This window comes from Pirellula sp. SH-Sr6A, from assembly GCF_001610875.1.
Lineage (GTDB): Bacteria > Planctomycetota > Planctomycetia > Pirellulales > Pirellulaceae > JBKCUI01.
Window position 1 is genome coordinate 5,990,595 of sequence record NZ_CP011272.1, and the last position, 25,014, is coordinate 6,015,608.

The following is a 25,014-nucleotide window of genomic DNA, read 5'->3' on the forward strand; positions in this document are numbered from 1 at the left end:
GCGGTTTAAAGGATCTTTCCGAGGCGGCTGTTCTTCATGGCATCCAACGCTTGAACCGCGTGGAAGTGTTCGGTGAGCAGCGGGCCGGCACTAGGCGTTTGTTGTGCGTCGGCGATCTCGAGGGTTTCTGCCAAGGTCATCAAGCCTTCGATCGCCTTGTAGTAGGCTTCGCGAATCTCTTGGGCTTGGTGGGCGTCCATCGCCTTGAATATTTGGCGAAGGGTCGCGTCGGTCGCTGCGTGTTGGTTGCTTGCGTTAGTCATGTTTGTGTCTCCCTTTGGAACTCGGTTTCAAATCGTTTACGCGATGACACCATGGAGCCATGCGGTGTCGATAACCTCAAGCCGAGCATGCGAGAATTCGAGAAAGATTCAGCTGCTTTCGCTCCACCGAGCCGGCTTTTGCAAAAGTTCGTAGATGGCGAAGAAGCATCTGCAGGCCCTCCGATAACTATCTATGCAAAAGAGGTCGATCGAAGTCCCAAAGAATTGCAATGGAATGTTGCCGGCAGCGCTAATTGTCTATGCGGTTTAGGCCGCACGGTCGTATTTGCGGGCAAGTTCGAGGAGTTTGCTTTTGATCTTCTTCCATTCTGGATTGGTTTCCCCTGCGATCTCTCCGTAGACCTTGTCGCGAAGTGCCCCCTTGTACCAACCCTTGGTCCACCCGAGTCGGTAGAACAATCGGTTGAGCTCGGTTTCTCCGAGGCCGGCACCTGGTCGATCCCAGCAGCTCTTGGTACCTTCCTTCTTGATGTAGTCCCAATCGCTACATCGCTTGGTATTCAAGGCGAGCTCGACCAATCCCAAAACCATCATCAGGTATCCAACCACCTTGGTTTTGTTAAGCGTTCCGGCGAAAGCCCGGAATTCGATTCGGTTCTTGCCGGCAGCCAGGTGGGTAAGGTTCAGCAGGTGGTAGCGATCCGCTTCGCATCGGTTCTTCGCAGCGTCTTTGTCGCCATACTGCTTGATCTGCTTGGTGTAGATCGTTTGTTCGCGGCGGCGAGTCCCAGTACTCGCGAAAATCGCTTTCTCGTGGTTGCCAACCAGGGAGATCAATCGTGCGAGTGCTGCTGCGTCGCCATTCCACTCAACCGAAACGTGGAGCCCACAGCTTGGATTGACCCTTCCTCCGTGTTCGTTGATCTTATCGATCGCTTCTTCGATTTGCTTCAGGCCTTCGTACCCTTTGAGCTTGGGGCTTACGAACTCGCATCCTTTGCGGCATGGGTTCTCGGGGCGGATGCTACCGTCGCGTTCTGCCTTCCATCCGGTTGGCAACCAAGGGACTTGGTATCCGTTGTGGTACGGGCCGATGGGTGTAGTGTCACTGTTTGGAAGAGTCGTCTCAAACTCCAGACCAAAGAAAATTTCGTTTGCGTTCATGGTGATGTTCCTCTTGGGTGCAAGGTTTGTAGTTCGTCGCGTTTCATGTTTTGCGACGACACACATGAAGCCATGCGGGGGTGGAATCATCCAGCGAATTACATCATGTTTCTCCAGCAATTTCGCATGTTTTCGAAGCGGCAAACGGTGCCCCAACATTACGCCACCGTTGCGTCCAAACATGCTTCGCATAACCAGGCGAACTGGATGGGGAAACACGACCAGGCGAAGACGGTGGCCCCACGTTTTGAACTACCAAGTCACGGAGGAATGCGATGAGTGAAGACAAGCAGCCGGTCGATCCAACAAGACTCTCGATCGAACAAGCCGCGAAGCTTCTGTCAGCTGCCTACCGAGAAAGGATCGATGCCGAGAAGATCCGAAAGGATCTCCATGAAGGTGCGCCTGCGAACGTCGACGGCACAATCAACCTCGTGAACTATAGCGCGTGGCAAGCAAAGGAGATGGGCCGTGGCGAATAACAATCCGACGTCAAGAGACGGCGGTGGTCCAGTCTTGAAGAACCAATCCCGGAATACGCGCATAATCAACTGTATTGCGAGTTACAACAGTCATCTGCTGACTGATTGCGATCGAGGCAATTCGAAGATCCATCGTCGCCACACGAATCTTCGTTCGCTTGAGATCTTCAAACACCTCAGATGCAGCGAGGCTAAACGGAAGAACTTGAGAGCAAGAGAAGTCATTCAATATTTGTTCGAGACGCGCATACCCTGCAACGATCTTCCGAGGATCGTTCGATTGTTTCACGTACTTTGTCCAACCAGAAACAATCTCATGAAAAGAGATGATGGTTATGAATACATTCGAATCGCTGACATCTGCAATTCTTTTGAGCACATTACTGCAGGCATCGTTCCGTGGGCCTTACAAAATGCCAAGGTGATCTGTGTCGAGAATGAACATAGATCTTACTCGCCATTCAGAACATCTGCTTGTCGCTCTTCACGCCCCAGTCGTATAATCTCCGCAAACTCGGGGTCGTCTCTGAATGAACCTTCGATCTTCGCGATCCAGCCTGGTTTCTTCGCGGCGAGATCGATTTTGCCAGATTGTGAGAGCTTGAGGAGATTTAATTCCTTCTCTAATCGCTCAAGTCTTTCTTCGACGGTGGCCATAAACATCTCCCAGGAATCCTTTAAATCGACTCATCCCATTGTATCTGGTGATACATCCACAGGGAAAGGCCGAAAAGATGCCATCTGATCCTCGAAAACTCAAACCGAGCGAGCTTTGTCGTTTGCTCAACTCAACGCCGCTAGGCGAGGTAATCAGCGAGCGGCAGTTGTATCGTCATCGGCAACGCGCCGGCGCCCGTATCGGTGATAACAAGACGGTCGATCTGCTTCGCTACTGCGCCTGGATGCACGTCGTACGCCATACTCCCAAACAAAACTCAGGTGTCGATTCATACGAAGCGATGAAGGAGCGAGCTCGGGCACGCAATGCAGCGCTCGCGCTAGCCGGCCGTGACATCGGTGAGCTACCAGAGGTCGAGAACACAGATCGTAAAGATCGCGCATCGCGTGACTTCCGATACTTTTGTGAGACGTACTTTCCGCTGACATTTCACCTCGCTTGGTCGCCGGACCATATCAAAGTCATCAACAAGATTGAGCAAGCGGTTGTGCACGGAGGGCTATTTGCACTCGCAATGGCCCGAGGCAGTGGTAAGAGCTCCATTGCCGAAGTCGCTTGTATCTGGGCCGTTCTCTATGGGCATCGTAACTTCGTCTGTCTGATCGGTAGCGACGAGGGCCACGCCTGCGACATGCTCGATTCGATCAAAACCGAACTGGATAGCAACGAATTGCTCTTAGCCGACTTTCCCGAGGTTTGCTTTCCGATCCAAGCCCTAGATGGAATTTCGAATCGCGCGAACGGGCAACTTTACAAAGGCAAACGCACGCAGATCGGATGGACGGCGAAAGAGGTTGTGCTGCCGACCATCGAAGGTAGCAGTGCCAGCGGTGCGATTATCAAAGTCGCCGGCCTAACCGGCCGCATCCGAGGGATGAAGTTCAAACGCCCCGATGGCAGGACAGTGCGTCCAAGCCTCGTGGTGCTCGATGACCCGCAAACAGATGAGAGTGCCCGTTCACTTTCGCAATGTGCAAATCGTGAGAGCATTCTCGCGGGTGCGGTCCTCGGCTTGGCCGGACTTGGGAAGAAGATTTCAGGAATCATGCCCTGCACAGTCATTCGCCCGGGCGACATGGCAGACAACATTCTGGATCGCAACCGCCATCCCGAATGGAATGGCGAACGAACCAAAATGGTCTATTCGTTTCCCACCAACGAAACCTTATGGCAGCGCTATGCTGAAATCCGGGCCGAAGGGATGCGAAACGGGGATGGTGGTGAATCGGCAACCGAATTCTATCGTCAAAACAAAGAGACCATGGATCAAGGGGCAGTCATCGCTTGGCCCGAACGTTACAACCATGATGAGTTGTCAGCTATTCAGCACGCGATGAACCTGAAACTGCAAGACGAAGCTGCCTTCTTTGCGGAGTATCAAAACGATCCTCGGCAGGAAGAAACCGTGACCGACGGTATGCTTACGGCTGTAGAGGTTGCACGCAAAATCAATCGCTTGGACCGAGGATCCGTATCGATCGCCGCTAATCACCTGACGGCATTCATTGACGTCCAGCAGAGCTTGCTCTTCTATCTTGTGGCGGCTTGGGAGGACGATTTCACTGGTTACATTTTGGATTACGGTTGCTACCCTGACCAGCAGAGGTCCTATTTCACCCTGCGAGATGCGCGACAAACGCTCGCAACAACGGCGGTTGGAACGGGGCTCGAGGGTGCGATTTATGCTGGACTCGAATCATTGACATCGAGCTTGCTTGATCGCGAGTGGCAGCGTGACGATGGTGCGGCGATGCGCATTGGTCGCTGTTTGATCGACGCCAACTGGGGACAGTCGACCGATGTGATCTACCAGTTTTGCCGGCAATCCAAGCACGCCGCTGTAATCATGCCCAGCCACGGGCGATTCGTGGGTGCCTCAAGCCAACCGTTCAGCGAATATCGACGCAGGCCGGGTGATAGAGTTGGACTCAACTGGCGCGTGCCCACAATCCACGGCAAGCGAGCAATTCGTCACGTTCTTTACGATACCAATTGGTGGAAATCATTCCTCAACGCCCGACTGCGTGTCGCCATGGGGGATCGGGGATGTTTGTCGATCTTTGGAAACAATCCGGAGACCCACCGCATGCTCTCCGAGCATCTAACGTCAGAGTATTTTATTAAAACCGAAGGACGCGGCCGCATTGTCGACGAATGGAAGCAACGACCCGAGCAACCCGACAACCACTGGTTCGACTGCCTTGTGGGTTCCGCAGTTGCGGCATCGATGCAAGGCTGCATTCTACTTGGCACAAACACCGTCGCGGTAGCGAACGGAGGCCGTATCAGTTTCAAGGACATGCAACAAAAAAAACGAAACTGATCGGGCATACTATTTCCGATTTGTCGACTTTCGTTACTGCTCAAAGACCCCAAATCTCGGAGGTTCCCTAATTGCTGTCAACTAACAACGCCGCATCTCGAAACGCCTGAAATGCTGAGAATTCCTCAATCAAGCTTTTATTTGTCGGCAAAACTGACGTTTTCGGCAGGGCCCGAATTCGCTAAACTACTGGTCGATACCACAGCAAGGAGGTTGTGATGGAAAAGAGCAACTCAAGTAGGATTGAAGCCCAAGCCGTTCAGGCGTTGGCTGAATGGAAAGCTTTGTTTGCCGAGCAAGTTGCCGTCAAGGCAAAGGAACTGTCACAAAAAAGTGGCTCTGCAGGCGTCATCACTCTTGGTCACTACCGTCAGGCTGCAACCATCGCCGTGCAGACGTTGGCGACCGCAGTTCAGGGCACAGATTCAAGCGATGGCCGTCAAGAAGCAGCCTGATCCCAAATCCGCAACAGTTTCTGAGGGGGCGAACGACTGGTTTCGCCAATTTCTAAAGCACCTCGAACTCTCTTGGTCCGAAATCGGACAAGCAATTCCTTCCGATGCCACCCCCGCAGACTACGGCCTTGCTGCACTGCAGGCTGTAAAGATGACCTTGCTGGACTCTGGACTCAACGAAGAACAAGTTATTGGTCTTTTTGGGCAGGTCGCATTTGAACAAGACATTTTATCTAGAAGACCAGAATGGACCGCAGAACTCAATAGGCGGCGATTTGAACTTATCGACGGCGACATTCAAGGAACGCTTACATGCGAGGAAAGGCTTGAATTGGCGGGTCTGACGCAACGTATGCGTGAACACGTAGATTCGGAACTCAACCTTCCGATTAAAGGTGCCCAAAAGTTGCATCGGTACCTAACTGAATTGGGGTCTCATGAAACAGGGTCAGACCAATGATTTTTGACTATCCCAGCCAGCGAACGGAAAGAACTCATGGGCCTTCAGGGTACTCGACGTACGAATCGTATCGTCCCTGGTTGCGAGATGAATTCACTTTTCGTTGTGTCTACTGCCTGAAACGTGAAATGTGGGGGCAGGTCACTTGCGAGTTTGAGTTGGATCACTTCGAACCGCAATCGGTGGTACCGGATCGCGAACTCGACTATTTCAATTTGATCTACGCATGCAGTCGTTGTAACTCGGTCAAACTAAATCAAGGCATCAGTGATCCACTTAAAATATTGACATCTAACTTCGTAGTTGTGCTACCAGATGGTGCTCTGGTCAGCGACAATCTCGATGCGAAACGTATCATTTCACAGATCGACCTCGACTCTCCAAAGCTGCGAAGCTGGCGAGTCATGTGGATGCGGATCGTCGATTTAGCAAATGAGCGTGATGCTAACCTGTATCAACAGCTCACTGGCTTTCCTCCTGACTTACCTGATCTTGGGAGATTGCGTCCCCCAAGCAATTCTCGTCCCCAATGTATCGCAATGAGCTGGTTCGCGAAGCGGCAGCTAGGACATCTCCCGCAATCCTACTGATGAACGAAACCGTGGCGATCGCCAGTTAGGGCCACTCCGGGACCGTCTCTGATGCCTTGTTCCTGTCCATTGATGTTGTAACAAATACACACCTGTTTTTGTTACAGGATCCCGCGTTGTCACATCGGTGACTCTTCGTATTCGCAAAAAATCACGCGATCCCGACGAGTAACGAAAACACCTTGTTTGCGTGGCTTTTGGGCCATTTCAGGCTCATATTCAGCCAGCCAAAACAAAATTCTTTGGGACGTCGTTCGGACAAATTGCATAGTTAGTACTGGAAGAGGCTATCGAGTTTCTTTTTCACTCGAAGAGGGTTTCCAGTATGTCAGACAACTTGCAAGAGACGATTCGCGAAAGTGCGAAAGCACCTGCTAAGGCATCTGGAGATGCCGGAAGCGTCGAGCAGCACAAGCTCACCGAGCAGATCGCTGCTGACAAGTATCTGGCGTCTAAGGCGGCTGCCTCCCAAAAGAAGCGTGGCCTTCGATTTAACAAGCTCGTGCCACCGGGTGCGGACTAATCGTTCGCGCCTGATTGAGCTTGTTTCTATAGGCAGGGGTGTCGGGTTTAACAGAAGGGATTGAGTCACGGATGTTTAAGTTGTTGTCAGGGATTCTGAGCAAGAACGGCGATCGCAAAGATCGATCGCTCGTCCGTGGACGCTCGGCCCGACACCCCTGGTCGTTGGTGAGATTGCTTGGACGCTACGACGCTGCCACCACCACGATCGACAACGTTCGCCACTGGGCGGCCGCCGACGGACTATCGGCCAGTGCGGCCAATAGCCCTGAAGTGCGCCGCACGTTACGCAACCGTTCGCGATACGAGATCGCCAACAACTCTTACGCTCGTGGCATCTCGCTGACTCTTGCTAACGACTGTGTTGGTACTGGACCTCGATTGCAGATGCTAACTGCGGATGCGTTCGCCAACCGGTTTGTTGAGCAGGAGTTCTTCGCTTGGGCTGATGCTGTTGGCCTGGCAGAAAAGCTACGCACGATGCGGCTCGCTCGCGTGTCGGACGGTGAATCGTTTGGCTTGTTAACTAGTAACCCACGAATCGATTCGCCGGTTCAACTCGATCTGAAACTCGTCGAGGCAGAACAGGTTACATCGCCGCTGTTGGCCTTCGACAGTTATCGCTATCTCGATGGAATTCGCTTCGACGAGCACGGTAACCCAATACCGCCTCCACTGCCCAACATCATCAGGCCGCGGCTACCTCCGCATCATCCATACCATCTGCCTCCTGGCTACCACTGGCCAGACAACTTGCCCCCAGGGCATCCAGGCCACGACGTGAAACCACCGAAGCCACCAGGCGGAAGTGGCGACGCAGGCAGCGAAGGCTCGGGAGATGAAGCTGGCTCTGGTAATTCGGAAGGATGTTGATGATCGAGCTACCCAACCTCGAGTTCCATGCAGCACATGCGTGCAATCTCTATTGCGCGCAGTGCTCGCATTATTCAAACTTCCACGCCGGCGGAATCGTCAGTCTCGATGAGGCACGCGCAAACTTCGACTCGTGGAAAGGCCGACTCGCGCCCAAGCGGATAGCCATTCTCGGTGGCGAACCAACGCTCAATCCGGAGTTGATTTCAATCATCGAGCTTGCAAGACAGTCGTTCCCAAACGCCGAAGGACTGTTCGTAACGAACGGATTCTTCCTGGATCGTCATCCCGACTTGCCTCGAGTTCTGATCGACAACCGCTTCCGCATGGATGTGTCGCAGCATGGACGTGCGCCGGAGTACATGAAGCGGTTTCGAATCATCCGCCAGCACCTTCGCCAATGGCAGACCGAGTATTCAGATCTGCAAATCAACATCCGCAAATCCCACCGCGGTTGGCGACAACAATACCGCATGATCGAAGGCAAGCCGATGCCCTTCGACAGCGATCCACGAGCCGCCTGGAACATCTGTCTCCAAAAGTCCTGCACCCAGCTCTATAAAACCTGCTTATGGAAATGTCCCGCACTCGCTTACCACGCCATCATGTCCCGCAAGCTGAACCTTGCTAACGAACCCGCTTGGCAACGCTTCCGCGACTACCAAGCCTGTCCGCCAACCGCCACGGACTTCCAGGTCCTCGACTTCCTCTCGACCAGTGAAATCCCACAGTGCAGCTACTGCCCTGTGAGAAGAATCCAATTCCACCATCGCGATCCAACGATCGCATAAGGGCCCTATGCATTATGACCGTCAGTCGCGATTACTTCTTATTGCCGCGTTCCAGCATCTTTTGGAAATTTTCGCAGTACTGGCGTACTCGAGACTCCTCGGACACTAAGACGAGATTTTCATCGTTCTTAATCGCGCTGTTCGTCCAGTTGTAGCTACCGCTCAGAACGTACCCACGCAACTCCCGATCAACGATCAGGTACTTGTGATGCATTAGGCGTTGGCTGCGTTCAACGATGATTGTGTTGGCGCCACGGTTTCGAAGGCTGGCAATCTCCGAGCCACGTTGGAACATGCTGGCTCGTTCGGTGAGGATCGTTACTTGTACCCCACGATCGATTGCCGACAGCAATGCATTGGCTAGCCGATCATCGGTTAAGTTGTAGACGCAAACATCCAATGTTTTCTCGGCGGTCTTAATCGCCTCCAAGAGCACGTTTCGAATGCCAGATCCAGGCGAGAACCAAACACCTTTGGCCAAGAACGGTTTCGGGAGATCTGCCTGATTGGCCAGCATCACGAAGTCTCGCAGCCAGTTCGTGACAAGGCGCTGCTCTTCCTTGAAGACCTGCTCTGCAAGATAAAACGAATACTCAATTAATTCTTTGGGTGAAATCTCGACTTCTTGCAACGCTCGCAAGATCTGCTTGCGTTCTCTCTGCGACAGAATGTCGTCTGCCGCTGACTGATTAATGCAAAGCTCTAAAGCAAGTTCTGGACAATTAGGTGCAACCATATGCTGACTCCGTAGTAAGTTACCGTGTACCAAACAATCATTAGAAATTCGGAGTCCATTCCGCTGTCGTTTTCGGATTATCGATCCAACAACTCATCAAACGCTTCAATCAGCATCTGAATCAATTCGAGCTCATCTTTATCCAACCAGATCCCTTCGCAGGAAACACAGCGATTGACGACGACCGGGCTGTCATCGGCATACTTACGTGGATCAAGATCCAACTTGCATTCAGGACAGCTCAACATTCTGCTGAACTCGTTAACGGGAACGTCTCGACTAGGAGCCGTCCTCGCAAGTGCTACCGCCACCGTCATATCGAAACGAACGATGCGTGTTTCAATAACGTGCTTTAACTGCGGTTTACGCAACCAATGGCCATGGCAATTAGTGCAGTGACAGATAAGCCTGCCCTCGTACTGCCGCGACTGCATAGAAAGGCTGCAATTTGGACAACTGACGTGAAACACTGAAGACCTCGCAATGTTAGGCCAGGACTACCCGGCAAGTTCGATCAACCGGACCACGGTTCAACCATTGAAGCCGTCGGTCGTTGGGGCTTCGGCATCCCAACGAGAGCAACACATTTGCGAGCGGCGTGCCAGTTGTATGGTTTAAAACAAATATTCAGATTCGGGCGGTGAAACTATAGAAAAAACGAGGTCAATCCACCTCGATGCCCGCAGAAAAGTTCGCCCTGCGAAACCAACGGTATCCAATCTGATACCCGTCAACACCGACGAAAACACTGCCGCTACTCAGCTAAACGCTTACCAGTAGAGTTCTGGCGGATGCGGATGCGCGTGAAAGGTCCCTAGACCATCGCGTACACTTCGTCGAGCGATCGACCACTCGAAGTCGAAGTTAAGAAAGCGCGAAGAGAAAGGAAAGCTGACATTCCGCAAGTACTCAAGTGTTGGCGAATCGTCATGTATTCTTCGATTCGGTTCCATTGGCGATGTCGCCAACAATCCAACGCGATGAAGTCTCCCCTACTATCGCCATCACCGCTGGCACCCCGTCGTTGTGCCGGAATTCCTTGAGCCATTCGAACAGGGCGTGATCTTTGGTGCTTGGGCGGGTAGATTTTCCTGGGTGTGAGTGCCATTCGCCAACATAGCTGATTTGCCCCTTCGAAATTTCACCAATTTCGGCGACCTTTTCCGCGAGCCCATTTTGGCCACGCATAAAGGTCGTTGGTTGGCGTTGGCTATCGTCGGGGGCAGGCAGGTCATGCACGACGTACAGAATTCGTCGCGAAACATCAAAAGTACCCAGTAATACTCCACCCGTCTCTTTCGGCAGTTGTCTTAATCGTTCCGCAGAGAGCGTTCTCAGCACTGGGTCGGAAATGAATATGGTCCAATCAGTAACGGTCAATCTGTGAAACCCACCCAACTTGACATTGATGCAGCTGCCAATCAGCTCATCATCGGCCCTAAAGATCTTTGCAACGGCCATAGGACCGAGCAACTTGATCTGTTTCGAGGCGAGAACGGAATGCAAGGCAACCGAATCATGAGGAAGCTGAACTGAGACGTCTCGACAAGAATTGGCGTATCGATACTTCTCACCGCTCGACTGGAGGTGATCAGCTAGGTCCGGGTCTAGGATTAGAGCTCGGTAGTAATCCATTTCGAGAAGGTCAAGCCGATAGGATCTGTCCAGGGGTTCAGCCAGAAAGACGGAGTCATTCCCAGATGGCGATAAGAATGACGCAACGCGCCGGGCATTTGAGACGACGTCGACTGCAAGACGTCGCGAGACTGCGACAGACGCTGACAAATCAACAATTACATCAGTTTCGCTGAACGCCTCGGTTAGTTCCTCGGTCTGGTCCAGTATCACATTAGCGACGATCGCTCGTGTTGGCTCGTCTTCGTAGATTGAGTTGAGATGATACGATAGCGCTTCGGATTTTGGTTGCCCGAGCGACCAGCCTGTTAGCACGTGCCGGGCGACGTTGTGAGGCATAAGAATGTCATCATCAATTAAGGTCCAAGTCCCGTGACCTCCGCGCACCAGCAACTCAAGGACTTGAGATCCTAAAGCCCCTGCTCCTACCGATACGTATTTGCGATTACATGGCTGGCTCCCATTGCATTTTGCTCCATCATTCTGTGTGAGAACTGACGATGGCTTGAGCATAACCAATTCGACATCTTCGCCGGTCTTGCTAGTGTCACGACTGAGCAAAACTCCGCCACGGGTATCGGTCGACTCTCCCCATAGTCCGATTGAGGCACCGACTTCCAAGGCACTCTGGCCAGTACCGAACGCCCACACGTCGATGCTTTCTGGTCTTGATTTTGCGTCGCGAGACAAAGGAAACCAAATCACAAGCATTAGAGGCAGTTTAAGGTCAATGGTCCCGTTATCTTGAAGGCTTCGCAGTTTATCGGACAGCCTGTCAATGAATTTCGTATCGCCATGTCCAGCATAATACTCCAGTTCTGCCAGCGTTCTTGGCTGGATCTCCATGCGGCTGTGCATTCGGCTTTCTGCTTCGAAGACCAGCAAGGTGAATGCTGGTCGGGCGTTACGCTCTTTTTCTTGAGAGACTTGTCGCGCTAACAAGATCATTGCCTCTTCGTGGCCGCCGATCCGATGCACCTCCAGCACTCTCTCGTGATTGCGATCGATAGGCTCAAAGCAAGAACTCGGGAGAATCAATCGATCAGCGGCTCCAATGAAGAGCTGTTCGAGTGGCTGATCGGGATTGTGTAAGTCACCGCGAGCCGTGCGGCACAGCCAATGATGAAGTTGGGCCGCAAACTTGGCCGCTGTCCAATTGAGTTTTTGCTCGTCGAATGGGCGATCAAACAGGCACAGGTCGACAGGCCAGTCCTTGAGACCAACATTCGTATGGATGACGCGTGGAAACGACCGGCGCGCAGCGGTGACTCGCGGTTGCCGGCGATCTTCGTGATCAAACTCCACAAAGATTTTCTCCAACCTGCGAATATCGTTGGCTGGTTTCTGCGGTACCTCAGGTTCAATTTCGACCACCAGAACTTCGTTGTTGCAATTACGTCGGCACTCAACCAACGAAAAGTAGGCGGTGCGTTCGTCCTCAACGAAACGTGCGAGCTCGATGGCTCTGGGAAGAAGTAATTCGCTGATCGCTATCGTCTCCCCGGGCGCTGCGTGCTCGGCATCGGCGATAACACTCGAGTTGTTATTCATCCGCTGTCCCTGCGCGCGGTGTAGGCGACGAAGTTATTGCAGCCGCACCAGCCCCAACCACCACTGCTTTTTCGACCGCAATTCCAAGGTAGTCGATCTTGATGACGAGCGGCTTCGGGCTGGTTTTGTTGGGGTTCTCCATGGTAACTTTGAACTCCCGGAACTCTTCTTGAGCAACATCCTTGTAATAATTTGCGGCTTGACGGTGCGGTGGCTGTTTGTCGCTGTCGTCTGTTGGAATTGGTTTGCTGGTCGAGACGATAACTCCGTGTTTTTGGCCATAGTGCCTAAAGAGTCGATCGACCTTTTGTTCAGGAGTCGTCTTCGTATTGCCTTTCTCAGCGCCGAGAGCCGTGTAACTGCAGTGATGTGAGATCTTCTGCACGTCCCACATTAACCGTTCTGCACGAGACGGATCCTTTTTTGCATGCCATTCCGTGACTCGAACGATGTCAGCAATCACGTCATAGGTTAGGTCAGACAAGAACAGCGCTCTGGATTCGGTACCTCCCGAACGAAATGTAATGTGTAGAGCAATTGAATCCTTGTTGCGGTCCAGAAGCTTGCCCTCATCCGACCTCGTTGCAAATGGGGAATGGCAGAAAAACTCGACTCCATCATCGTCAAGCGAGAAGCCCCGAACGGTTTCGCCTGCATTTGTAATAAGGTGTGCTCGGCTAGCGGGAGTGATCCCTTGGTCCGTAAGCCAGTCGTCGAGCATTCCGGGCGAAGAAAAAATTCGAATACCCGAACCACGCTTCAAGCGAAACTTGGCCTCCGCCTGAATCACGCGGGCATCATCTTCGTTCTTCGTTTCGAGAATGGCAGCCGCTGGCACCCACATCATGGGCATTTTGACTCGTTGACCGCCTTGGTACTTGGACGCGTGTTGGAAATCCCTTCAATGGACCAGGCAGTGATCGAGTCGTCGTAAGCGTAGACACGCTTGCTGGCCCTAAGATGTTCGCTCGATTGCAGGAACCGGATGTCGAGCCATACGACCTGGTTGTCTTCGATGAAGCACACAAGCTCTCCGTGAATCGAAGTACCGACCTACGTGTCCGAAAGACGGGCCGATATGAGTTAGCTGAATCACTCGCTGGCGTCCGAGGACTTGATCCAGCTTGGCAGCTAAATTGGTCTCCGCACCACCTGCTGTTGCTGACCGCGACGCCTCACCAAGGCAAGCCTTATCCTTACTATGGTCTTTGGCGGTTACTCGAGCCGGATGTGCTTTCTACGCCCGAGGCGTTCGAAAACTATCCTGTCGAGCGTCGCCAGTCCCACTTCATCCGACGCACCAAGGAGGAAATGGTGCTGTTGTCCGGAGAGCCGCTCTATCCCAAGCGCATTTCCGATACGCTTGGATTCCGCCTCAGCCAAGGGCCCGTCAGTGAACAGGTTCTTTACAACGAAACGACCGACTACATGAGGCACGTTTACAATCGTGCCAAGCTGCTCAATCGATCGGCGGCTCGATTGGCAATGAGCGTTATGCAGCGTCGCCTTGCAAGCTCGACATACGCACTAACCCGATCATTCGAGCGACGCATTGAAAACCTAGACGAGTTGATCCAGCGAGTTCAGGACAATAATTTGACTGGCGAAGAGATCAATCTTCTGCAGCGTCGCCTTGCTTCGGATCAAGAAGACGTCTTTGACACTAAAACAGCTGATGAAGAACGGACGATTGGTGACCGTGAAGAAAGCGAAGTGGCCGAAGGAAAGCTCCTTTCAGGTGTAATCGCGACATCGCTGACGGATCTATACGTGGAACGAGAGCAGGTTGCGGGGCTGCTTCAGCTAGCACGCCGTGTTCAAGCCGATGGTAGCGAATCGAAGTTCGAAAAACTTCAAGAGATCCTTAATAGCCCTAAGTTCGCTGGCGAAAAGCTCATCGTCTTCACTGAGCATCGCGATACGCTCGAATACTTAGTTGGTCGCTTAGGCGGATTGGGCCATACAGGACGTATTGCGCAAATTCATGGCGGAATGGACTACAAGGCCAGGCACGAAGCAGTTGAGCGCTTTCGCCGCGATCATACCCAAGCGGACGGAGCCCGATTCATGATTTGCACGGATGCGGCGGCCGAAGGCATCAACCTCCAGTTTTGCTGGATCATGATTAACTTTGACGTCCCTTGGAACCCAGCGCGTCTCGAACAACGTATGGGACGAATTCACCGCTACGGACAGAAGCACGACCCAGTCCACATCATTAACTTGGTTTCGCCCGACACTCGCGAAGGCAAGGTGATCGAAACGCTGCTTGCGAAACTTGAGATCATCCGCGATTCGCTCGGGAGCGAGAAGGTCTTCGATTCGATTGGCCGTTTGTTCGAAGGTGTATCGCTGAGTTCCTATATGGAACAAGCGGTGGTCGATGGAGCAGACCAGGCAATAAGCGAGCTTGCTGGCAAGCTGACTACCGAACAAGTTCAAGCACTCGCGGCCCAAGAACGAATGCTTTACGGCGATGGTGGCGATGTAAAGAAGCAATTGCCCCGTCTGCGCTCCGACTTGATGCAGGAGGCTTATCGCAGATTGTTACCAGGCTATGTTCGCCAATACCTTGAAAGCGCTGGACCGGCAGCTGGAATTGGGCTGGAAGGCGACATGCAAAAGTGTTTCTCATTTACCCCTCTTTATTCCAGCGCGATAGACCCAATCCTTCCCACGCTGGAGCTGTACGGCGCACGTCAACGGCAGTGCCTGTCCGTCGTTCGCCCTCAGGAGCGCGGGGCGGCAGTGTGGGTGCATCCCGGCGAGCCTGTCTTTGAAGCGTTTCGCGGCTTGGTCGCCGATCGGCTTGGACAAGATGCCCTAAACGGCGCTGTGTTTGTCGATCCTACAGCCAGCAAACCTTATCTGTTCCATGTAGCGTTGGCGACCGTTGATCGCGCTGCCGACAAAGACTTTCCAGATTTGGCCACGCCGGAACGATTGGAGTGTCGATTGATTGGCATTCGCCAATATGAAGGCGCTGAGACTGAACTATGTCCAGTTGAGCACTTAATGCTTCTCGGTCCAGGTAGAGGACTACCGGCAACCGCCCAGCGTTTGGCTGCAGAAGCAAGCAAGATGTGCGAACTGGCTGAAGCCTATCTAACCGAACGCGTTTCCCGCGACATTGCTATGGGGCGTCGCAATCAGATGCTTGCTACTTTAGCAGAGCGAGAGCAATTTATTCGGCGTGGATTCAGCTTTCAAGAAAGCGAGTTGGCAGCAGCTCGCAACAGGCTGTCCGAGAAAGCGCGAGCTGGAAATCCTGGTGCACTCAAGGCACTCACTGATATAAGAAATCAACAAAAATCGCTGTCTGGGCGATGACAACTAGCGATCGACACAATCCATCGAGAGCCAGAGTTGATTAGACCAGGCAAGGTGGTCTTCGTCGCTCATGCCCTGATTGTCCCCTCGTCCGATCCAGATGACTTGGCCAGACACGACGCCGACGTCGAACGCGTGGCCATGGATGTAGCCAGAGCTCACGAAGAAGCTCAAGGCGCGGAGGTAAAGGATGTGTCTACACCCGAACTCGCTCGAGCGGCAGGCTTATCAGACAATCCTGGCTTCGACCTGTTAGCGATCTACCCATCTACCGATCCACGAGGTCGACGAGCTATTGAAGTGAAAGGTCGCGCAAGTACGGGCGATGTTGAAGTCTCGTCAAACGAATGGGCTCGAGCCGCTAATCTTCGCGATCAGTATTGGCTCTACGTAGTGTACGACTGCGCGACGCCATCGCCTAACAGCCCGTTGAAGATATCGCGATTTCGGGTGACCTGCTCAGTTTTTGAAATGGGCATTCCGAACTTGTAAAGCGGTTCCTAATTCTTCGATCGGCGCGGTAATGTGCGCCTCGATCGATTGGGAAGGCTTCATAAAGCATTTGCACAGCCGTAAAAAAGGAAAAAACAGCCCGCATCACCCCCTGCAGGCTTCTCGAAGTGCCGACTCCAAAGAGCATGCGCATGACTACCCCCAGATTGTAAGCCGCTGTCATTAGAAAGTATCGCTTCTGGATCTTCACGGTTCCTCGCAACCGACACCGGCGACCTCCGCCCGTCTCTAGCAAATGGGCAAACGTCCTTTCCACTTTCTCACTTCGCGACCGTTGAAGCTTGCGGCCCTTGTTCCCTTTGGCTCTTCGTCTATTTGCAAGAACCGCTTGGCGTTGCTGGCAAGTGTACTTACTCCACTTACGTCCCCCAGGAAGTTTGGGCTCTGGGATATAGGTTCGGTAGTTGGTGTGCTCAGCCAATTCAGACAAGGTTTCTGTTGAATGGTAGCCCTTGTCGGCTGCTACCTCTTGAATCTCGGTATCGCTTCCAGCCTCGTTCAAGTGGATTTGAGCCTTGTGAAGACTATCTTCCAACGACTGAGAATCGGGGTTGTCAGCAGAGGTCACTTCCGCCCCCAAGATCATTCCCGATTTCATATCGACGACATGTTCGGCCTTGTAGGCAAGATGGGTTGTTCCATCTTTCATCCTTGCGATTTTGGCACTCGGATCCGTGCTGCTCACCCAATCTTCATTAGAAACTTTCTTCCCCTTACGATTCTTATCGAAGCGACGAATCTCTTCATCCGAAGGCTCTTCATTCTCCTTCACGAGGCCCTCAGCTCGCATCAGGCCGATCACATAGGAACGCCAGTCTTCGCCGGTATCCCTTCGAACGATGCTCTTCATAGCAGCATCGGCTTCGAGAGTTGTTGAGTCTACGGCTACCGTCTTCCCTCCGAGAAGCTTCTTTTCGCTAGCGAGTTTTAAAACCCATTCGAAAACAGATTCGTGTACCGTATCGGGTAAGCGTTCACGGATCACAGTCAGCGAGGAGTGGTCCGGCGAGTGATCGGTCAATTTAAGGCCAAGGAACTGTCGAATCGACAGGCTATCTGCACATCGCCATGCAATACCGCGTTGAGACTGAATCCCTTCGAAGTAGCCTACCAAGAGCATTCGAAAGTAAACTCCGGGTGGAATACCGGGACGGCCGCGGGCTTGGCTGTAATAGGGATTGCAGAGCTTCTCGATCCAGGAATCGAATCCTGCCTCATCGAGAAGTCGATTTAATTTCGTATAAAAAACATGCCCGACTGAGCGGGGAAGATCTTCCGCTGTAATAAAGAGATCTTGCTGCTGAACCGATTTGCGTCGACCAAGGGCCATCGTGCTCTCCTCCATGGCATCTGCGATGATCGATATAACGTAGCGCGAATCCAGACTTTTTCAACGGGCTGCTAAGCTTGCCCGAGTTCAAGATCCATTCGGGAACCTACTAGCGAGTGCCAAGGGAAGTGTGTTGATCAAGAGAGCAGAAGTCCTCCGGGCAGAACGGTTAGGAGGGAAGGAATGAAGATTCATTTCTTAAACGTTGGCCACGGTGACTGCACCATCATCGAGCATGATAGTGGTCGCATTACGATGATCGATATCAACAACGGTGATGATATTGATGAAACTTCGGCAAAGGAAATTGCTGCAGAGACCGCGTCACTCTACGACGACATGTACTTGGCGGTGGCCGAGGCTGCCGGTATCAAGAGAAAAGGCATATTAAAGACAGCCGGTTACGAAGTTCAACTGACCAATCCGCTGGAGTACTTCAAGCAACATTTTCCTAGCCGTGAGATTTTCCGATACATCCAATCGCATCCAGATCTAGACCACATGCGCGGGCTCAACGCATTGTGGAGCGAGGGCATTAAGATCCGCAACGTCTGGGATACTTGGCACTCCAAAGTCCCAGACTTCAAAACAGACAACGATCGAATCGACTGGGGTCGCTACCAACGATTGCGCAACGGCGAATGGCGCAGTCCAGGCGACGCGACGGTGTTGCGGTACTATCGCGGCACCAAAAGACCATACTTCAACCAAAACGCCGATTTGACAGATGGTGGAGACGGTATTTATGTTCTCGCACCTACCGCAGAGACAAACACAACGGCTAACACATCAAAAAATCACAATAACCTCAGCTATGTTCTCTATCTGGTGGCAAATGGCACGCGGATCATACTTGGCGGCGACGCCGAGGCTGACGTCTGGAAGTCTATTCATGACTACTATGGCAGCAATTTGAAGTGCGACATTTTGAAGGCCAGTCACCATGGTCGCGACTCGGGTTACTATCAACCTGCGGTCGCCGCGATGAAACCTGAGTACACGATCGTCTCTGTGGGCAAGAAACCACCTACGGATGCATCTAACAAGTACCGAGCGTATAGCAACAACGTTTGGTCAACTCGATGGAAAGGGGACATCGTAGTGAACATCCCTGCATACAGCCAACCAACCATTGACTCGGAGTACGATCGATGAAAGCAGACAAGAATTTTGATTTCTATGAGTTTGCTGGAATCGTTATGCCTGGTGCGATCTTGATCTTTGGCTTGGCGCAGGCTGAGACTCTGATTGCGCAAACCGTGCCGTTGAAGGACATGTCACTCGGCAGCTTGGGGGTGTTCTTGATCTTGTCTTATGCCGCGGGGCATTTAGTGCAAACCCTCGGAGGTTTCCTGGAAACGGCTTGGTGGTATCGACTCAGTACATGAGAAGAATGTGCGGCATGGTCATATTTCGACACTTCACCTCTGGCCCGCGCGCCGGCCGCTGGCTGCTTGTCGCGCGGCGCTGATTGCGACGCTTCTGCCTGACCCTGGAACGGCGGAGGGACGACGTGAGCTGTGCGAGAAGATCGCAGGCAAGGTCGTCAAGAAGATTGAACGAAAGAAAATGCCCAATGGTCAAATCGTCGAGCGAGTGAAGAAGGAAACCGAAGGCGGCATTTTGCACTGGGGACGTGAAACAGAAAACGCGGAAACGCTGCAGTGGTTTCGTGACGAGATTCGAAAGGCTTATGGAGGGCGAGCTCCCAAGGTACTCGATCCATTCGCTGGTGGTGGAGCAATCCCACTGGAAGCGATGCGACTTGGTTGCGAGGCGACCGCGGTGGATATCAACCCAGTGGCTTGGCTTATCCTGAAATGCACTCTTGAGTATCCGCAAAAATTGGCCGGGCAAACGCGGCCACTGCCCGAATTTATCTTGCGCAATGATGAGTTCATGACGGACTTTTTCAAAAAGGCCAAAGGTTACTCCAAGACGGAGGTTCGGGCGGCAATGACGAAGTTGCACGAGCGATTGAAGAAGCGAAAAAAGTGGAATGATAACAGCCAACCGCAACAGACCTTTGGATTCGTAAACGAAGGTGCTGAGGATGAAGGCGAATTGCAAGCAGATCCTGCTTGGCATGTTCGCGCTTGGGGGCAGTGGGTGCTTCAGCAAACGCGTCGCGACCTAGCGAAATACTACCCGACATACGCAGATTTTGAGCCGTTGAAGAAGAATAGTGTCGCTTACGAGTATCAACCAACAAAGTTGCTCAAACTAAAGGAAGACGGCACGCCAGATATAGAAGTTCTTAATGATGAGTTTTCTGATGATTATCTTGCAATTGAAGGTAATCCTCGATGGGTTGTTAAGCCAACTGTCGCTTTTCTTTGGGCCAGAACTGTTGCTTGCAAGAATTGCCGCGTCGTATTTCCCTTGATCAAAACGCTTTGGCTGGCGAAATCCGAGACTAAGCGCATCAAGCTCGAACTAACGGTTGACAAAGCAACAAGAGTTGTTGGCTTCAACATTATTCAAAACGAACCGGCAAAGGGAGGCAACGCAGCACAAAAGAGAGAACATGACAAACGTGTTGGTGAGGGAACGGTGACAAAGTCCGGCGGTAAATGTCCAGCATGTGGCGTTTTCATGACCAAGGCCGACATACAAATTGAGGGAATGAATGACCGTATTGGCCAAACTCTCACCGCTGTAGTAGTCGATGGTGGAAATGGGAAAGAGTACAGAAAGCCGACAGATATCGACCTATCTGCCTCATCATCAATTGAGTGCGAGATAGACAATATTTTTGCAAACATTCCATTTGGCATGCTCCATGAGCCTGTGATTTTGGATGCCAAGGGAAATACCTGGTGCTCTCTTTATGGAATCAATGAGTTTCACAAACTTTATAATTCGAGGCAGATGGCTGCACTTGGCAAATTGGTGCTGTCCACCCGAGAGATTTCTATTGAAGGCAGAAAGTATAGTTACGACGCTGAATGGACCGAGGGACTAGTTGGATTACTCACGCTGGCGGTCGGTCGCCTCGCAGATTTCTCCAGCCGGTGCGTTACGTGGACCTCCGGCGGAGAGTTCTTAGGGCATACGTTTGTCCGATGGGCTTTACCATTTATATGGGACTACTGTGAAGGCAATCCGCTGGGTGGAACTAGCGGTAACTATCGGGGCGCCGTGGAATGGATCTGTCGTGCGACCGAGCATACATGCAATGCCACGCTTCAAGCAGTACCACCTTCTGTTTTGCGTGGTTCCGCCATAAACCCACCTGGGACGGGGCTTTATGACGTAATCATAACTGATCCACCATACTACGATGCGATTGGATATTCGGTGCTCATGGATTTCTTCTATACTTGGCACCGAAGAGCGCTGCATGGAATTATCAAGGACGGCAGCTACGATTCAGATCAGCCTTTAGCTCCAAAATGGAACAGTGAAACGAATGATGGTGAACTGGTTGACGATGCGAGTCGATTCGGCGGGAACAAGAAGGTCTCAAAAGACGCTTATGAAAACGGTATGGCAAAAGCTTTTGTTGCATGCGGGCAAGCGTTGAATAGCAATGGACGCTTAGTGTTGGTATTTGCACATAAGCATCCTGATGCATGGGAAACACTCGTTTCGGCTGTGATTCGTGCCGGTTTCGTTGTTGATGGCAGTTGGCCCATACAAACTGAGCGAGTTGCTCGTACTCGGTCACAATCAGCAGCCGCATTGTCTTCATCAGTCTGGCTCGTGTGCAAGAAACGTCCTGTAACAGCTAAGCCTGGTTGGGACAACAAAGTACTCGAGGAAATGCGTACCAAAATTGCGACTCAGCTTCGTGACTTTTGGGATGCAGGAATTCGCGGTCCCGACTTTGTGTGGGCCGCAACTGGGCCAGCGATGGAGGCGTATAGCAAGCACCCTGTTGTTCGTAAAGCTTTGGTCGATGGCGAAATCATGACGGTAGGCGAGTTTCTGACTCATGTCCGCCGGATGGTCGTCGATTACGTAGTTGGCCAAGTGCTAACTGGAGCAAGGGAGAAGGAAACGGTTGCCGCGGATCGACTTGATGAAGTAACAGCCTACTATCTTCTCCACCGCTACGATTTCCGTATGGACGAAGCTCCTATAGGCGCCTGCATCCTCTACGCGACTGCTTGCGGACTGACAGATACTGAGTTGGAACGGACCTGGGATATTCTAGTTCGAGGCCGCGCTACCTCCAGCGGCGATGAGGACGTCGAAAGCAATCCTGACGATGACGATCCCGATTCCGAACCGTCGGGAAGCGGAAGCAAGGTGAAGTTGAAAGCATGGGATCGCCGGACACATCGCAGTATGGGAATCGAAGCGCCCGAGGGTCGCCCGGTACCACTAATCGATCGCATCCATCGGGTTATGCATCTATGGAAGAGTGGCGACGTTCAAAAGGTTGATGAGTTTCTCGATGAACATGGATTGCGTCGAAATGAGTTGTTCAAACGTGTAGTGCAATCGTTGATCGAGCTATCCGCGAATGGTGAGCGTTCGCTGCTGGAGAGCATTAGTAACCACATCGGAGCTAAGGGCGCAATCGCCGATCGCGGCCCCCTCCTCGCCTTTGAGTTCGAAGAGGATGAGTGAGATGGATAATGGATCTTGCTCCTGTTAACTCGCAAGCATTGAATCATACAAATCAAACGAAATAAGCGAAGAGAAAGAGATTAAAAGCAATGGCAAAGCAACCTTGGAAAGCCTGGCACGAAGTAGTCAAGATCAGAAAGGACTTAGAGACGGGTGACTTACCGCTGCACTTATTCGCGGCGGACTTGTACGAAGTGATGATGCAGAATGGGAAACGTCCCATTTACGAGAATGCCGACGATTTTTTTGCACTCACCTACCCTACGCATAATCTGCGTGGACTCGTGCGCGATGTCGTGCTGCGGCTTGCGGGCAAGAACGACAAAGCCGTTCGGCAGCTTGAATTGAACTATGGCGGAGGTAAGACGCATACGTTGATCACGATGCGGCACTTGGTTCATGATCCCGCCAAATTACCCGAAGTGCCAGCAGTTGCAGAATTTGTGGGACACATTGGACAAGACCCGCCCAAGACTCGCGTGGCCGCACTTTGCTTCGACAAAGTCGACGTAGAAACCGGCTGCGATGTTCGTGCTCCAAATGGCTCAGTACGGCGACTGCGAGAGCCGTGGAGCCTGCTTGCTTACCAAATCGCAGGGGAAGATGGATTGAAACTTCTGCACGCTGACAAAAAGGCTGAGGAGCGCAATACGCCACCGGCAGAGAATGTCCTCTCCGACTTACTCTCCCTTCCGCTCAAGGATGGCATGGGAACGCTAATTCTGCTTGACGAAGTTTTGCTCTACGCCAAAGTTCGCGTGCATGCCGAACCAGGGTGGCTGGATGTCCTAACGTCATTCTTCCAGTACCTTACTCAGGCGGCAGCCAAAGTTGAGCGTTGTTGCATCGTGGCTTCACTGTTGTCGAGCGAGCCCAAAGATCAAGCCGACACACTTGGCAAAAATATCGTTTCGGCTTTGAACGATATCTTCCAGCGGCAACGTGAAGAGGCCGTGCAACCAGTTGAAAAGGACGATGTGGCTGAGGTGCTTCGGCGACGCCTATTTGATCCTAATCCTCGATCAAGCGAAGCTTGGTTGAGTTCGTTTGAGATTTTCGTAAAAAAACCTGAAACCTCCCGGTGTTTTTGCGGTTTAACGAAGTAACAACAAATCGATTAAGCCACACACACGGAGGGTTTCAGGTGAAGTCAAGTTTCGCAAAACGTATCGGTGCACGCAAGAAGCAAATCCTGAAAAGGCTCGCAGTAGCAAGGGAGAATCGCTTCTCTCGTGGTATCTCGAATCCGAATCCCGTTCTCGCTACCAACTCTGTCAAATACGAACTTGCTGATCGCACCCATGCCATCAGCTACGCTGGTGTCTCCGCCATGCTCAAGCTCGCCGGGCATGTCGGATTGACCGATGCCATCAATCATCGTGTCCAACTCTTAAAGTCACATGCTCCTTATCATGAATCCGACCACGTCCTCGCGATGGTTATGAATGTTCTATGCAACGGAACGAGGCTGGAGCATTTGGAGCGTCTTCGAAACGATTCGACATTCCTCGATGCGATCGGTGCCGATTCGATTCCTGATCCAACCACGGCAGGCGATTTCTGCCGTCGATTCCATCAATCCGACATCGACTCCCTGATGCAAGCTATTAACGAAGCCAGGATCAACGTATGGAGACAACAGGATGATGCGTTCTTTGACCAAGCCCTTATCGATGTCGATGGCGTTATCGTGGCAACTACAGCCGAGTGCAAAGAAGGAATGGATATCTCGTACAAGGGGAGTTGGGGATACCACCCTTTGCTGGTCAGCTTAGCCAACACCAAAGAAGTACTTGCGATTGTGAATCGCAGCGGTTCGGTTCACAGCGCTCACAACGCGGCAGCCTACTTAGATAAGGCGATCTGCACTTGTATCGCTGGAGGCTTCCGGCGCATTCGAATGCGAGGGGACTGCAAGTTCTCGCAGACGGAGTATCTCGACGGATGGGACGCCCTGGGAGTACGCTTCCAGTTCGGTTATGAGGCGCGAGCGAATCTGAAGGAAATCGCAGACAACTTGGATGCGTCGGCATGGAAGAAACTCACCCGCGCCTTGCCAAAAAACAAGACCAATGAAACTCGTACCAAACCCACCAATGTCAAACGCCAAATCATTCGGGAACGCAATTACGTCCATCTGGAGTTACTACATGAGGAAGTGGCCGAGTTCGAATACCAACCCAACGCCTGCGAGAAAACGTATCGAATGGTGGTTGTTCGGAAGAACGTCTCCAAAGAGCAGGGCGATGTTCGGCTCATCGACGAGATCCGCTACTTCTTTTACATCAGCAACGACATGCCCTCGGTATCGAGCGAGGACATTGTTTTTGGCTGCAATGACCGATGCGACCAAGAAAATTTGATAGCACAACTCTCCGGTGGAGTTCGATCGCTGTGCGCTCCGGTGGACAATTTGGAAAGCAACTGGGCGTATATGGTGATAACGAGTATTGCGTGGAACCTAAAATCCTGGTCTGCACTACTGACCCCCGTGGTGACTGGTCAAGAGCAAGAACATCAAGCAGAAAAGAAACGGCTCCTAACAATGGAATTTAAAACGTTTCTGTCCGTGTTCATTCATGTGCCATGCCAAATTCTACGACATGCCAGGAAAACGATTCATCGGCTCCTGAACTGGACGGACTACACATCAGCATTCTTCCGATTGTGTGCTGTGCTCAATCTGTAGCATCGAATCGCTAGCACGGAAACGAGCTAGCAAGAAGAGCTTGGGGCATCGTAAGTCCAAAGCGAACCGTAACCGCAACGCCTAACCCA

At 52.2% G+C, this 25,014-nt stretch carries 24 protein-coding genes and 2 pseudogenes; 16 read left to right on the forward strand and 10 right to left on the reverse strand.

Annotated elements, in window-relative coordinates; all coding sequences use genetic code 11:
* Positions 1–5: 5 nt before the first annotated feature.
* On the reverse strand, positions 6–263 hold the full coding sequence (locus tag VN12_RS23235) for a hypothetical protein (RefSeq protein WP_146679146.1): 258 nt from the start codon (positions 261–263) through the stop codon (positions 6–8).
* Between the two features lie 267 nt (positions 264–530).
* Positions 531–1,388 carry an amidoligase family protein gene (locus VN12_RS23240; protein WP_168164606.1) on the reverse strand — a complete coding sequence of 286 codons (858 nt, stop codon included), beginning with the start codon at positions 1,386–1,388 and terminating at the stop codon, positions 531–533.
* Between the two features lie 275 nt (positions 1,389–1,663).
* On the opposite strand from VN12_RS23240, the gene VN12_RS23245 reads away from it, so the two are divergent.
* Complete coding sequence (locus VN12_RS23245) at positions 1,664–1,870, forward strand: hypothetical protein (RefSeq protein WP_146679149.1); 207 nt, start codon at positions 1,664–1,666, stop codon at positions 1,868–1,870.
* Positions 1,871–1,880: 10 nt separating this feature from the next.
* Here VN12_RS23245 and VN12_RS23250 read toward each other — a convergent pair whose 3' ends face one another.
* Both VN12_RS23250 and VN12_RS23255 read right to left on the reverse strand, forming a co-directional pair.
* Positions 1,881–2,249, reverse strand: a complete 369-nt coding sequence (locus VN12_RS23250; protein ID WP_146679151.1) for a type II toxin-antitoxin system VapC family toxin — start codon at positions 2,247–2,249, stop codon at positions 1,881–1,883.
* 71 nt (positions 2,250–2,320) lie between these two features.
* Positions 2,321–2,533: a hypothetical protein gene (locus tag VN12_RS23255; RefSeq protein WP_146679154.1), complete on the reverse strand. Its 213-nt coding sequence runs from the start codon at positions 2,531–2,533 to the stop codon at positions 2,321–2,323.
* 71 nt (positions 2,534–2,604) lie between these two features.
* Here VN12_RS23255 and VN12_RS23260 point away from each other — a divergent pair, with 71 nt between their 5' ends.
* From VN12_RS23260 to VN12_RS23290, 7 genes are all read left to right on the forward strand, one after another.
* A complete protein-coding gene (locus VN12_RS23260) occupies positions 2,605–4,872 on the forward strand; it encodes a terminase gpA endonuclease subunit (RefSeq protein WP_146679155.1) in 2,268 nt (755 codons plus the stop codon).
* A gap of 218 nt (positions 4,873–5,090) precedes the next feature.
* The gene (locus VN12_RS23265) at positions 5,091–5,327 is read left to right on the forward strand and encodes a hypothetical protein (protein ID WP_146679157.1); all 237 of its coding nucleotides are present in this window, start codon (positions 5,091–5,093) and stop codon (positions 5,325–5,327) included.
* Positions 5,305–5,787, forward strand: coding sequence for a hypothetical protein (locus VN12_RS23270; RefSeq protein ID WP_146679158.1), 483 nt, complete (start codon positions 5,305–5,307; stop codon positions 5,785–5,787). The genes VN12_RS23265 and VN12_RS23270 overlap by 23 nt, the downstream gene beginning before the upstream one ends.
* Complete coding sequence (locus VN12_RS23275; RefSeq protein ID WP_146679160.1) at positions 5,784–6,377, forward strand: HNH endonuclease; 594 nt, start codon at positions 5,784–5,786, stop codon at positions 6,375–6,377. Before VN12_RS23270 ends, VN12_RS23275 begins: the two co-directional genes overlap by 4 nt.
* A 325-nt stretch (positions 6,378–6,702) precedes the next feature.
* Positions 6,703–6,900, forward strand: a complete 198-nt coding sequence (locus tag VN12_RS23280; protein WP_146679162.1) for a hypothetical protein — start codon at positions 6,703–6,705, stop codon at positions 6,898–6,900.
* Between the two features lie 71 nt (positions 6,901–6,971).
* Positions 6,972–7,772 (forward strand): phage portal protein, encoded by an 801-nt coding sequence (locus VN12_RS23285; protein WP_205855129.1) that lies wholly within the window; start codon positions 6,972–6,974, stop codon positions 7,770–7,772.
* Positions 7,772–8,563 carry a radical SAM protein gene (locus VN12_RS23290; RefSeq protein WP_240491245.1) on the forward strand — a complete coding sequence of 264 codons (792 nt, stop codon included), beginning with the start codon at positions 7,772–7,774 and terminating at the stop codon, positions 8,561–8,563. Before VN12_RS23285 ends, VN12_RS23290 begins: the two co-directional genes overlap by 1 nt.
* Positions 8,564–8,594: 31 nt before the next feature.
* Here the strand turns inward: VN12_RS23290 and VN12_RS23295 are convergent, their stop codons facing one another.
* From VN12_RS23295 to VN12_RS23310, 5 genes and pseudogenes are all read right to left on the reverse strand, one after another.
* Positions 8,595–9,299 carry a phospholipase D-like domain-containing protein gene (locus VN12_RS23295; RefSeq protein WP_146679167.1) on the reverse strand — a complete coding sequence of 235 codons (705 nt, stop codon included), beginning with the start codon at positions 9,297–9,299 and terminating at the stop codon, positions 8,595–8,597.
* Positions 9,300–9,376: 77 nt separating this feature from the next.
* Positions 9,377–9,547 carry a zf-TFIIB domain-containing protein gene (locus VN12_RS26030; protein ID WP_168164101.1) on the reverse strand — a complete coding sequence of 57 codons (171 nt, stop codon included), beginning with the start codon at positions 9,545–9,547 and terminating at the stop codon, positions 9,377–9,379.
* A 102-nt stretch (positions 9,548–9,649) separates the two neighbouring features.
* Positions 9,650–9,769: pseudogene (locus VN12_RS26910) on the reverse strand (zf-TFIIB domain-containing protein); the annotation flags it as partial.
* A 457-nt stretch (positions 9,770–10,226) separates the two neighbouring features.
* Positions 10,227–12,485, reverse strand: coding sequence for a ThiF family adenylyltransferase (locus VN12_RS23305; RefSeq protein WP_146679171.1), 2,259 nt, complete (start codon positions 12,483–12,485; stop codon positions 10,227–10,229).
* Positions 12,478–13,332, reverse strand: coding sequence for a hypothetical protein (locus VN12_RS23310; protein ID WP_146679173.1), 855 nt, complete (start codon positions 13,330–13,332; stop codon positions 12,478–12,480). Before VN12_RS23310 ends, VN12_RS23305 begins: the two co-directional genes overlap by 8 nt.
* Before the next feature lie 113 nt (positions 13,333–13,445).
* Between VN12_RS23310 and VN12_RS23315 the strand changes: the two genes are divergently transcribed.
* The gene (locus tag VN12_RS23315; RefSeq protein ID WP_146679175.1) at positions 13,446–15,815 is read left to right on the forward strand and encodes a helicase-related protein; all 2,370 of its coding nucleotides are present in this window, start codon (positions 13,446–13,448) and stop codon (positions 15,813–15,815) included.
* Between the two features lie 135 nt (positions 15,816–15,950).
* The gene (locus tag VN12_RS26915; protein ID WP_409994291.1) at positions 15,951–16,307 is read left to right on the forward strand and encodes a DUF3883 domain-containing protein; all 357 of its coding nucleotides are present in this window, start codon (positions 15,951–15,953) and stop codon (positions 16,305–16,307) included.
* On the opposite strand, the gene VN12_RS23325 is transcribed toward VN12_RS26915, so the two are convergent.
* Positions 16,234–17,658 (reverse strand): transposase, encoded by a 1,425-nt coding sequence (locus VN12_RS23325; protein ID WP_146679179.1) that lies wholly within the window; start codon positions 17,656–17,658, stop codon positions 16,234–16,236. The genes VN12_RS26915 and VN12_RS23325 overlap by 74 nt on opposite strands.
* Positions 17,659–17,841: 183 nt before the next feature.
* Between VN12_RS23325 and VN12_RS23330 the strand changes: the two genes are divergently transcribed.
* From VN12_RS23330 to VN12_RS23350, 6 genes and pseudogenes are all read left to right on the forward strand, one after another.
* A complete protein-coding gene (locus VN12_RS23330; RefSeq protein WP_146679180.1) occupies positions 17,842–18,813 on the forward strand; it encodes a ComEC/Rec2 family competence protein in 972 nt (323 codons plus the stop codon).
* Positions 18,810–19,046 (forward strand): hypothetical protein, encoded by a 237-nt coding sequence (locus tag VN12_RS23335; RefSeq protein ID WP_146679182.1) that lies wholly within the window; start codon positions 18,810–18,812, stop codon positions 19,044–19,046. Before VN12_RS23330 ends, VN12_RS23335 begins: the two co-directional genes overlap by 4 nt.
* A gap of 7 nt (positions 19,047–19,053) precedes the next feature.
* Positions 19,054–19,101 (forward strand): annotated as a pseudogene (locus VN12_RS26920) (hypothetical protein); the annotation flags it as partial.
* A 153-nt stretch (positions 19,102–19,254) separates the two neighbouring features.
* Complete coding sequence (locus tag VN12_RS23340) at positions 19,255–22,236, forward strand: DUF1156 domain-containing protein (protein WP_240491246.1); 2,982 nt, start codon at positions 19,255–19,257, stop codon at positions 22,234–22,236.
* A gap of 89 nt (positions 22,237–22,325) precedes the next feature.
* A complete protein-coding gene (locus VN12_RS23345) occupies positions 22,326–23,342 on the forward strand; it encodes a DUF499 domain-containing protein (RefSeq protein ID WP_146679186.1) in 1,017 nt (338 codons plus the stop codon).
* 38 nt (positions 23,343–23,380) lie between these two features.
* Positions 23,381–24,925: an IS1380 family transposase gene (locus VN12_RS23350; RefSeq protein ID WP_146674927.1), complete on the forward strand. Its 1,545-nt coding sequence runs from the start codon at positions 23,381–23,383 to the stop codon at positions 24,923–24,925.
* Positions 24,926–25,014 lie beyond the last annotated feature (89 nt).

What these genes read in the sequence shown, in the direction of transcription:
- VN12_RS23330 (WP_146679180.1), top strand. Translation starts at nt 17,842, where the DNA reads ATGAAGATTCATTTCTTAAACGTTGGCCACGGTGACTGCACCATCATC.
- VN12_RS23315 (WP_146679175.1), top strand. Translation starts at nt 13,446, where the DNA reads ATGTTCGCTCGATTGCAGGAACCGGATGTCGAGCCATACGACCTGGTT.
- VN12_RS23285 (WP_205855129.1), top strand. Translation starts at nt 6,972, where the DNA reads ATGTTTAAGTTGTTGTCAGGGATTCTGAGCAAGAACGGCGATCGCAAA.
- VN12_RS23335 (WP_146679182.1), top strand. Translation starts at nt 18,810, where the DNA reads ATGAAAGCAGACAAGAATTTTGATTTCTATGAGTTTGCTGGAATCGTT.
- VN12_RS23310 (WP_146679173.1), bottom strand. Translation starts at nt 13,332, where the DNA reads ATGATGTGGGTGCCAGCGGCTGCCATTCTCGAAACGAAGAACGAAGAT.
- VN12_RS23295 (WP_146679167.1), bottom strand. Translation starts at nt 9,299, where the DNA reads ATGGTTGCACCTAATTGTCCAGAACTTGCTTTAGAGCTTTGCATTAAT.
- VN12_RS23240 (WP_168164606.1), bottom strand. Translation starts at nt 1,388, where the DNA reads ATGAACGCAAACGAAATTTTCTTTGGTCTGGAGTTTGAGACGACTCTT.
- VN12_RS23270 (WP_146679158.1), top strand. Translation starts at nt 5,305, where the DNA reads ATGGCCGTCAAGAAGCAGCCTGATCCCAAATCCGCAACAGTTTCTGAG.
- VN12_RS26030 (WP_168164101.1), bottom strand. Translation starts at nt 9,547, where the DNA reads ATGTTGAGCTGTCCTGAATGCAAGTTGGATCTTGATCCACGTAAGTAT.
- VN12_RS23245 (WP_146679149.1), top strand. Translation starts at nt 1,664, where the DNA reads ATGAGTGAAGACAAGCAGCCGGTCGATCCAACAAGACTCTCGATCGAA.
- VN12_RS23325 (WP_146679179.1), bottom strand. Translation starts at nt 17,658, where the DNA reads ATGGCCCTTGGTCGACGCAAATCGGTTCAGCAGCAAGATCTCTTTATT.
- VN12_RS23235 (WP_146679146.1), bottom strand. Translation starts at nt 263, where the DNA reads ATGACTAACGCAAGCAACCAACACGCAGCGACCGACGCGACCCTTCGC.
- VN12_RS23265 (WP_146679157.1), top strand. Translation starts at nt 5,091, where the DNA reads ATGGAAAAGAGCAACTCAAGTAGGATTGAAGCCCAAGCCGTTCAGGCG.
- VN12_RS23255 (WP_146679154.1), bottom strand. Translation starts at nt 2,533, where the DNA reads ATGTTTATGGCCACCGTCGAAGAAAGACTTGAGCGATTAGAGAAGGAA.
- VN12_RS23275 (WP_146679160.1), top strand. Translation starts at nt 5,784, where the DNA reads ATGATTTTTGACTATCCCAGCCAGCGAACGGAAAGAACTCATGGGCCT.
- VN12_RS23280 (WP_146679162.1), top strand. Translation starts at nt 6,703, where the DNA reads ATGTCAGACAACTTGCAAGAGACGATTCGCGAAAGTGCGAAAGCACCT.
- VN12_RS23290 (WP_240491245.1), top strand. Translation starts at nt 7,772, where the DNA reads ATGATCGAGCTACCCAACCTCGAGTTCCATGCAGCACATGCGTGCAAT.
- VN12_RS23260 (WP_146679155.1), top strand. Translation starts at nt 2,605, where the DNA reads ATGCCATCTGATCCTCGAAAACTCAAACCGAGCGAGCTTTGTCGTTTG.
- VN12_RS23305 (WP_146679171.1), bottom strand. Translation starts at nt 12,485, where the DNA reads ATGAATAACAACTCGAGTGTTATCGCCGATGCCGAGCACGCAGCGCCC.
- VN12_RS23345 (WP_146679186.1), top strand. Translation starts at nt 22,326, where the DNA reads ATGGCAAAGCAACCTTGGAAAGCCTGGCACGAAGTAGTCAAGATCAGA.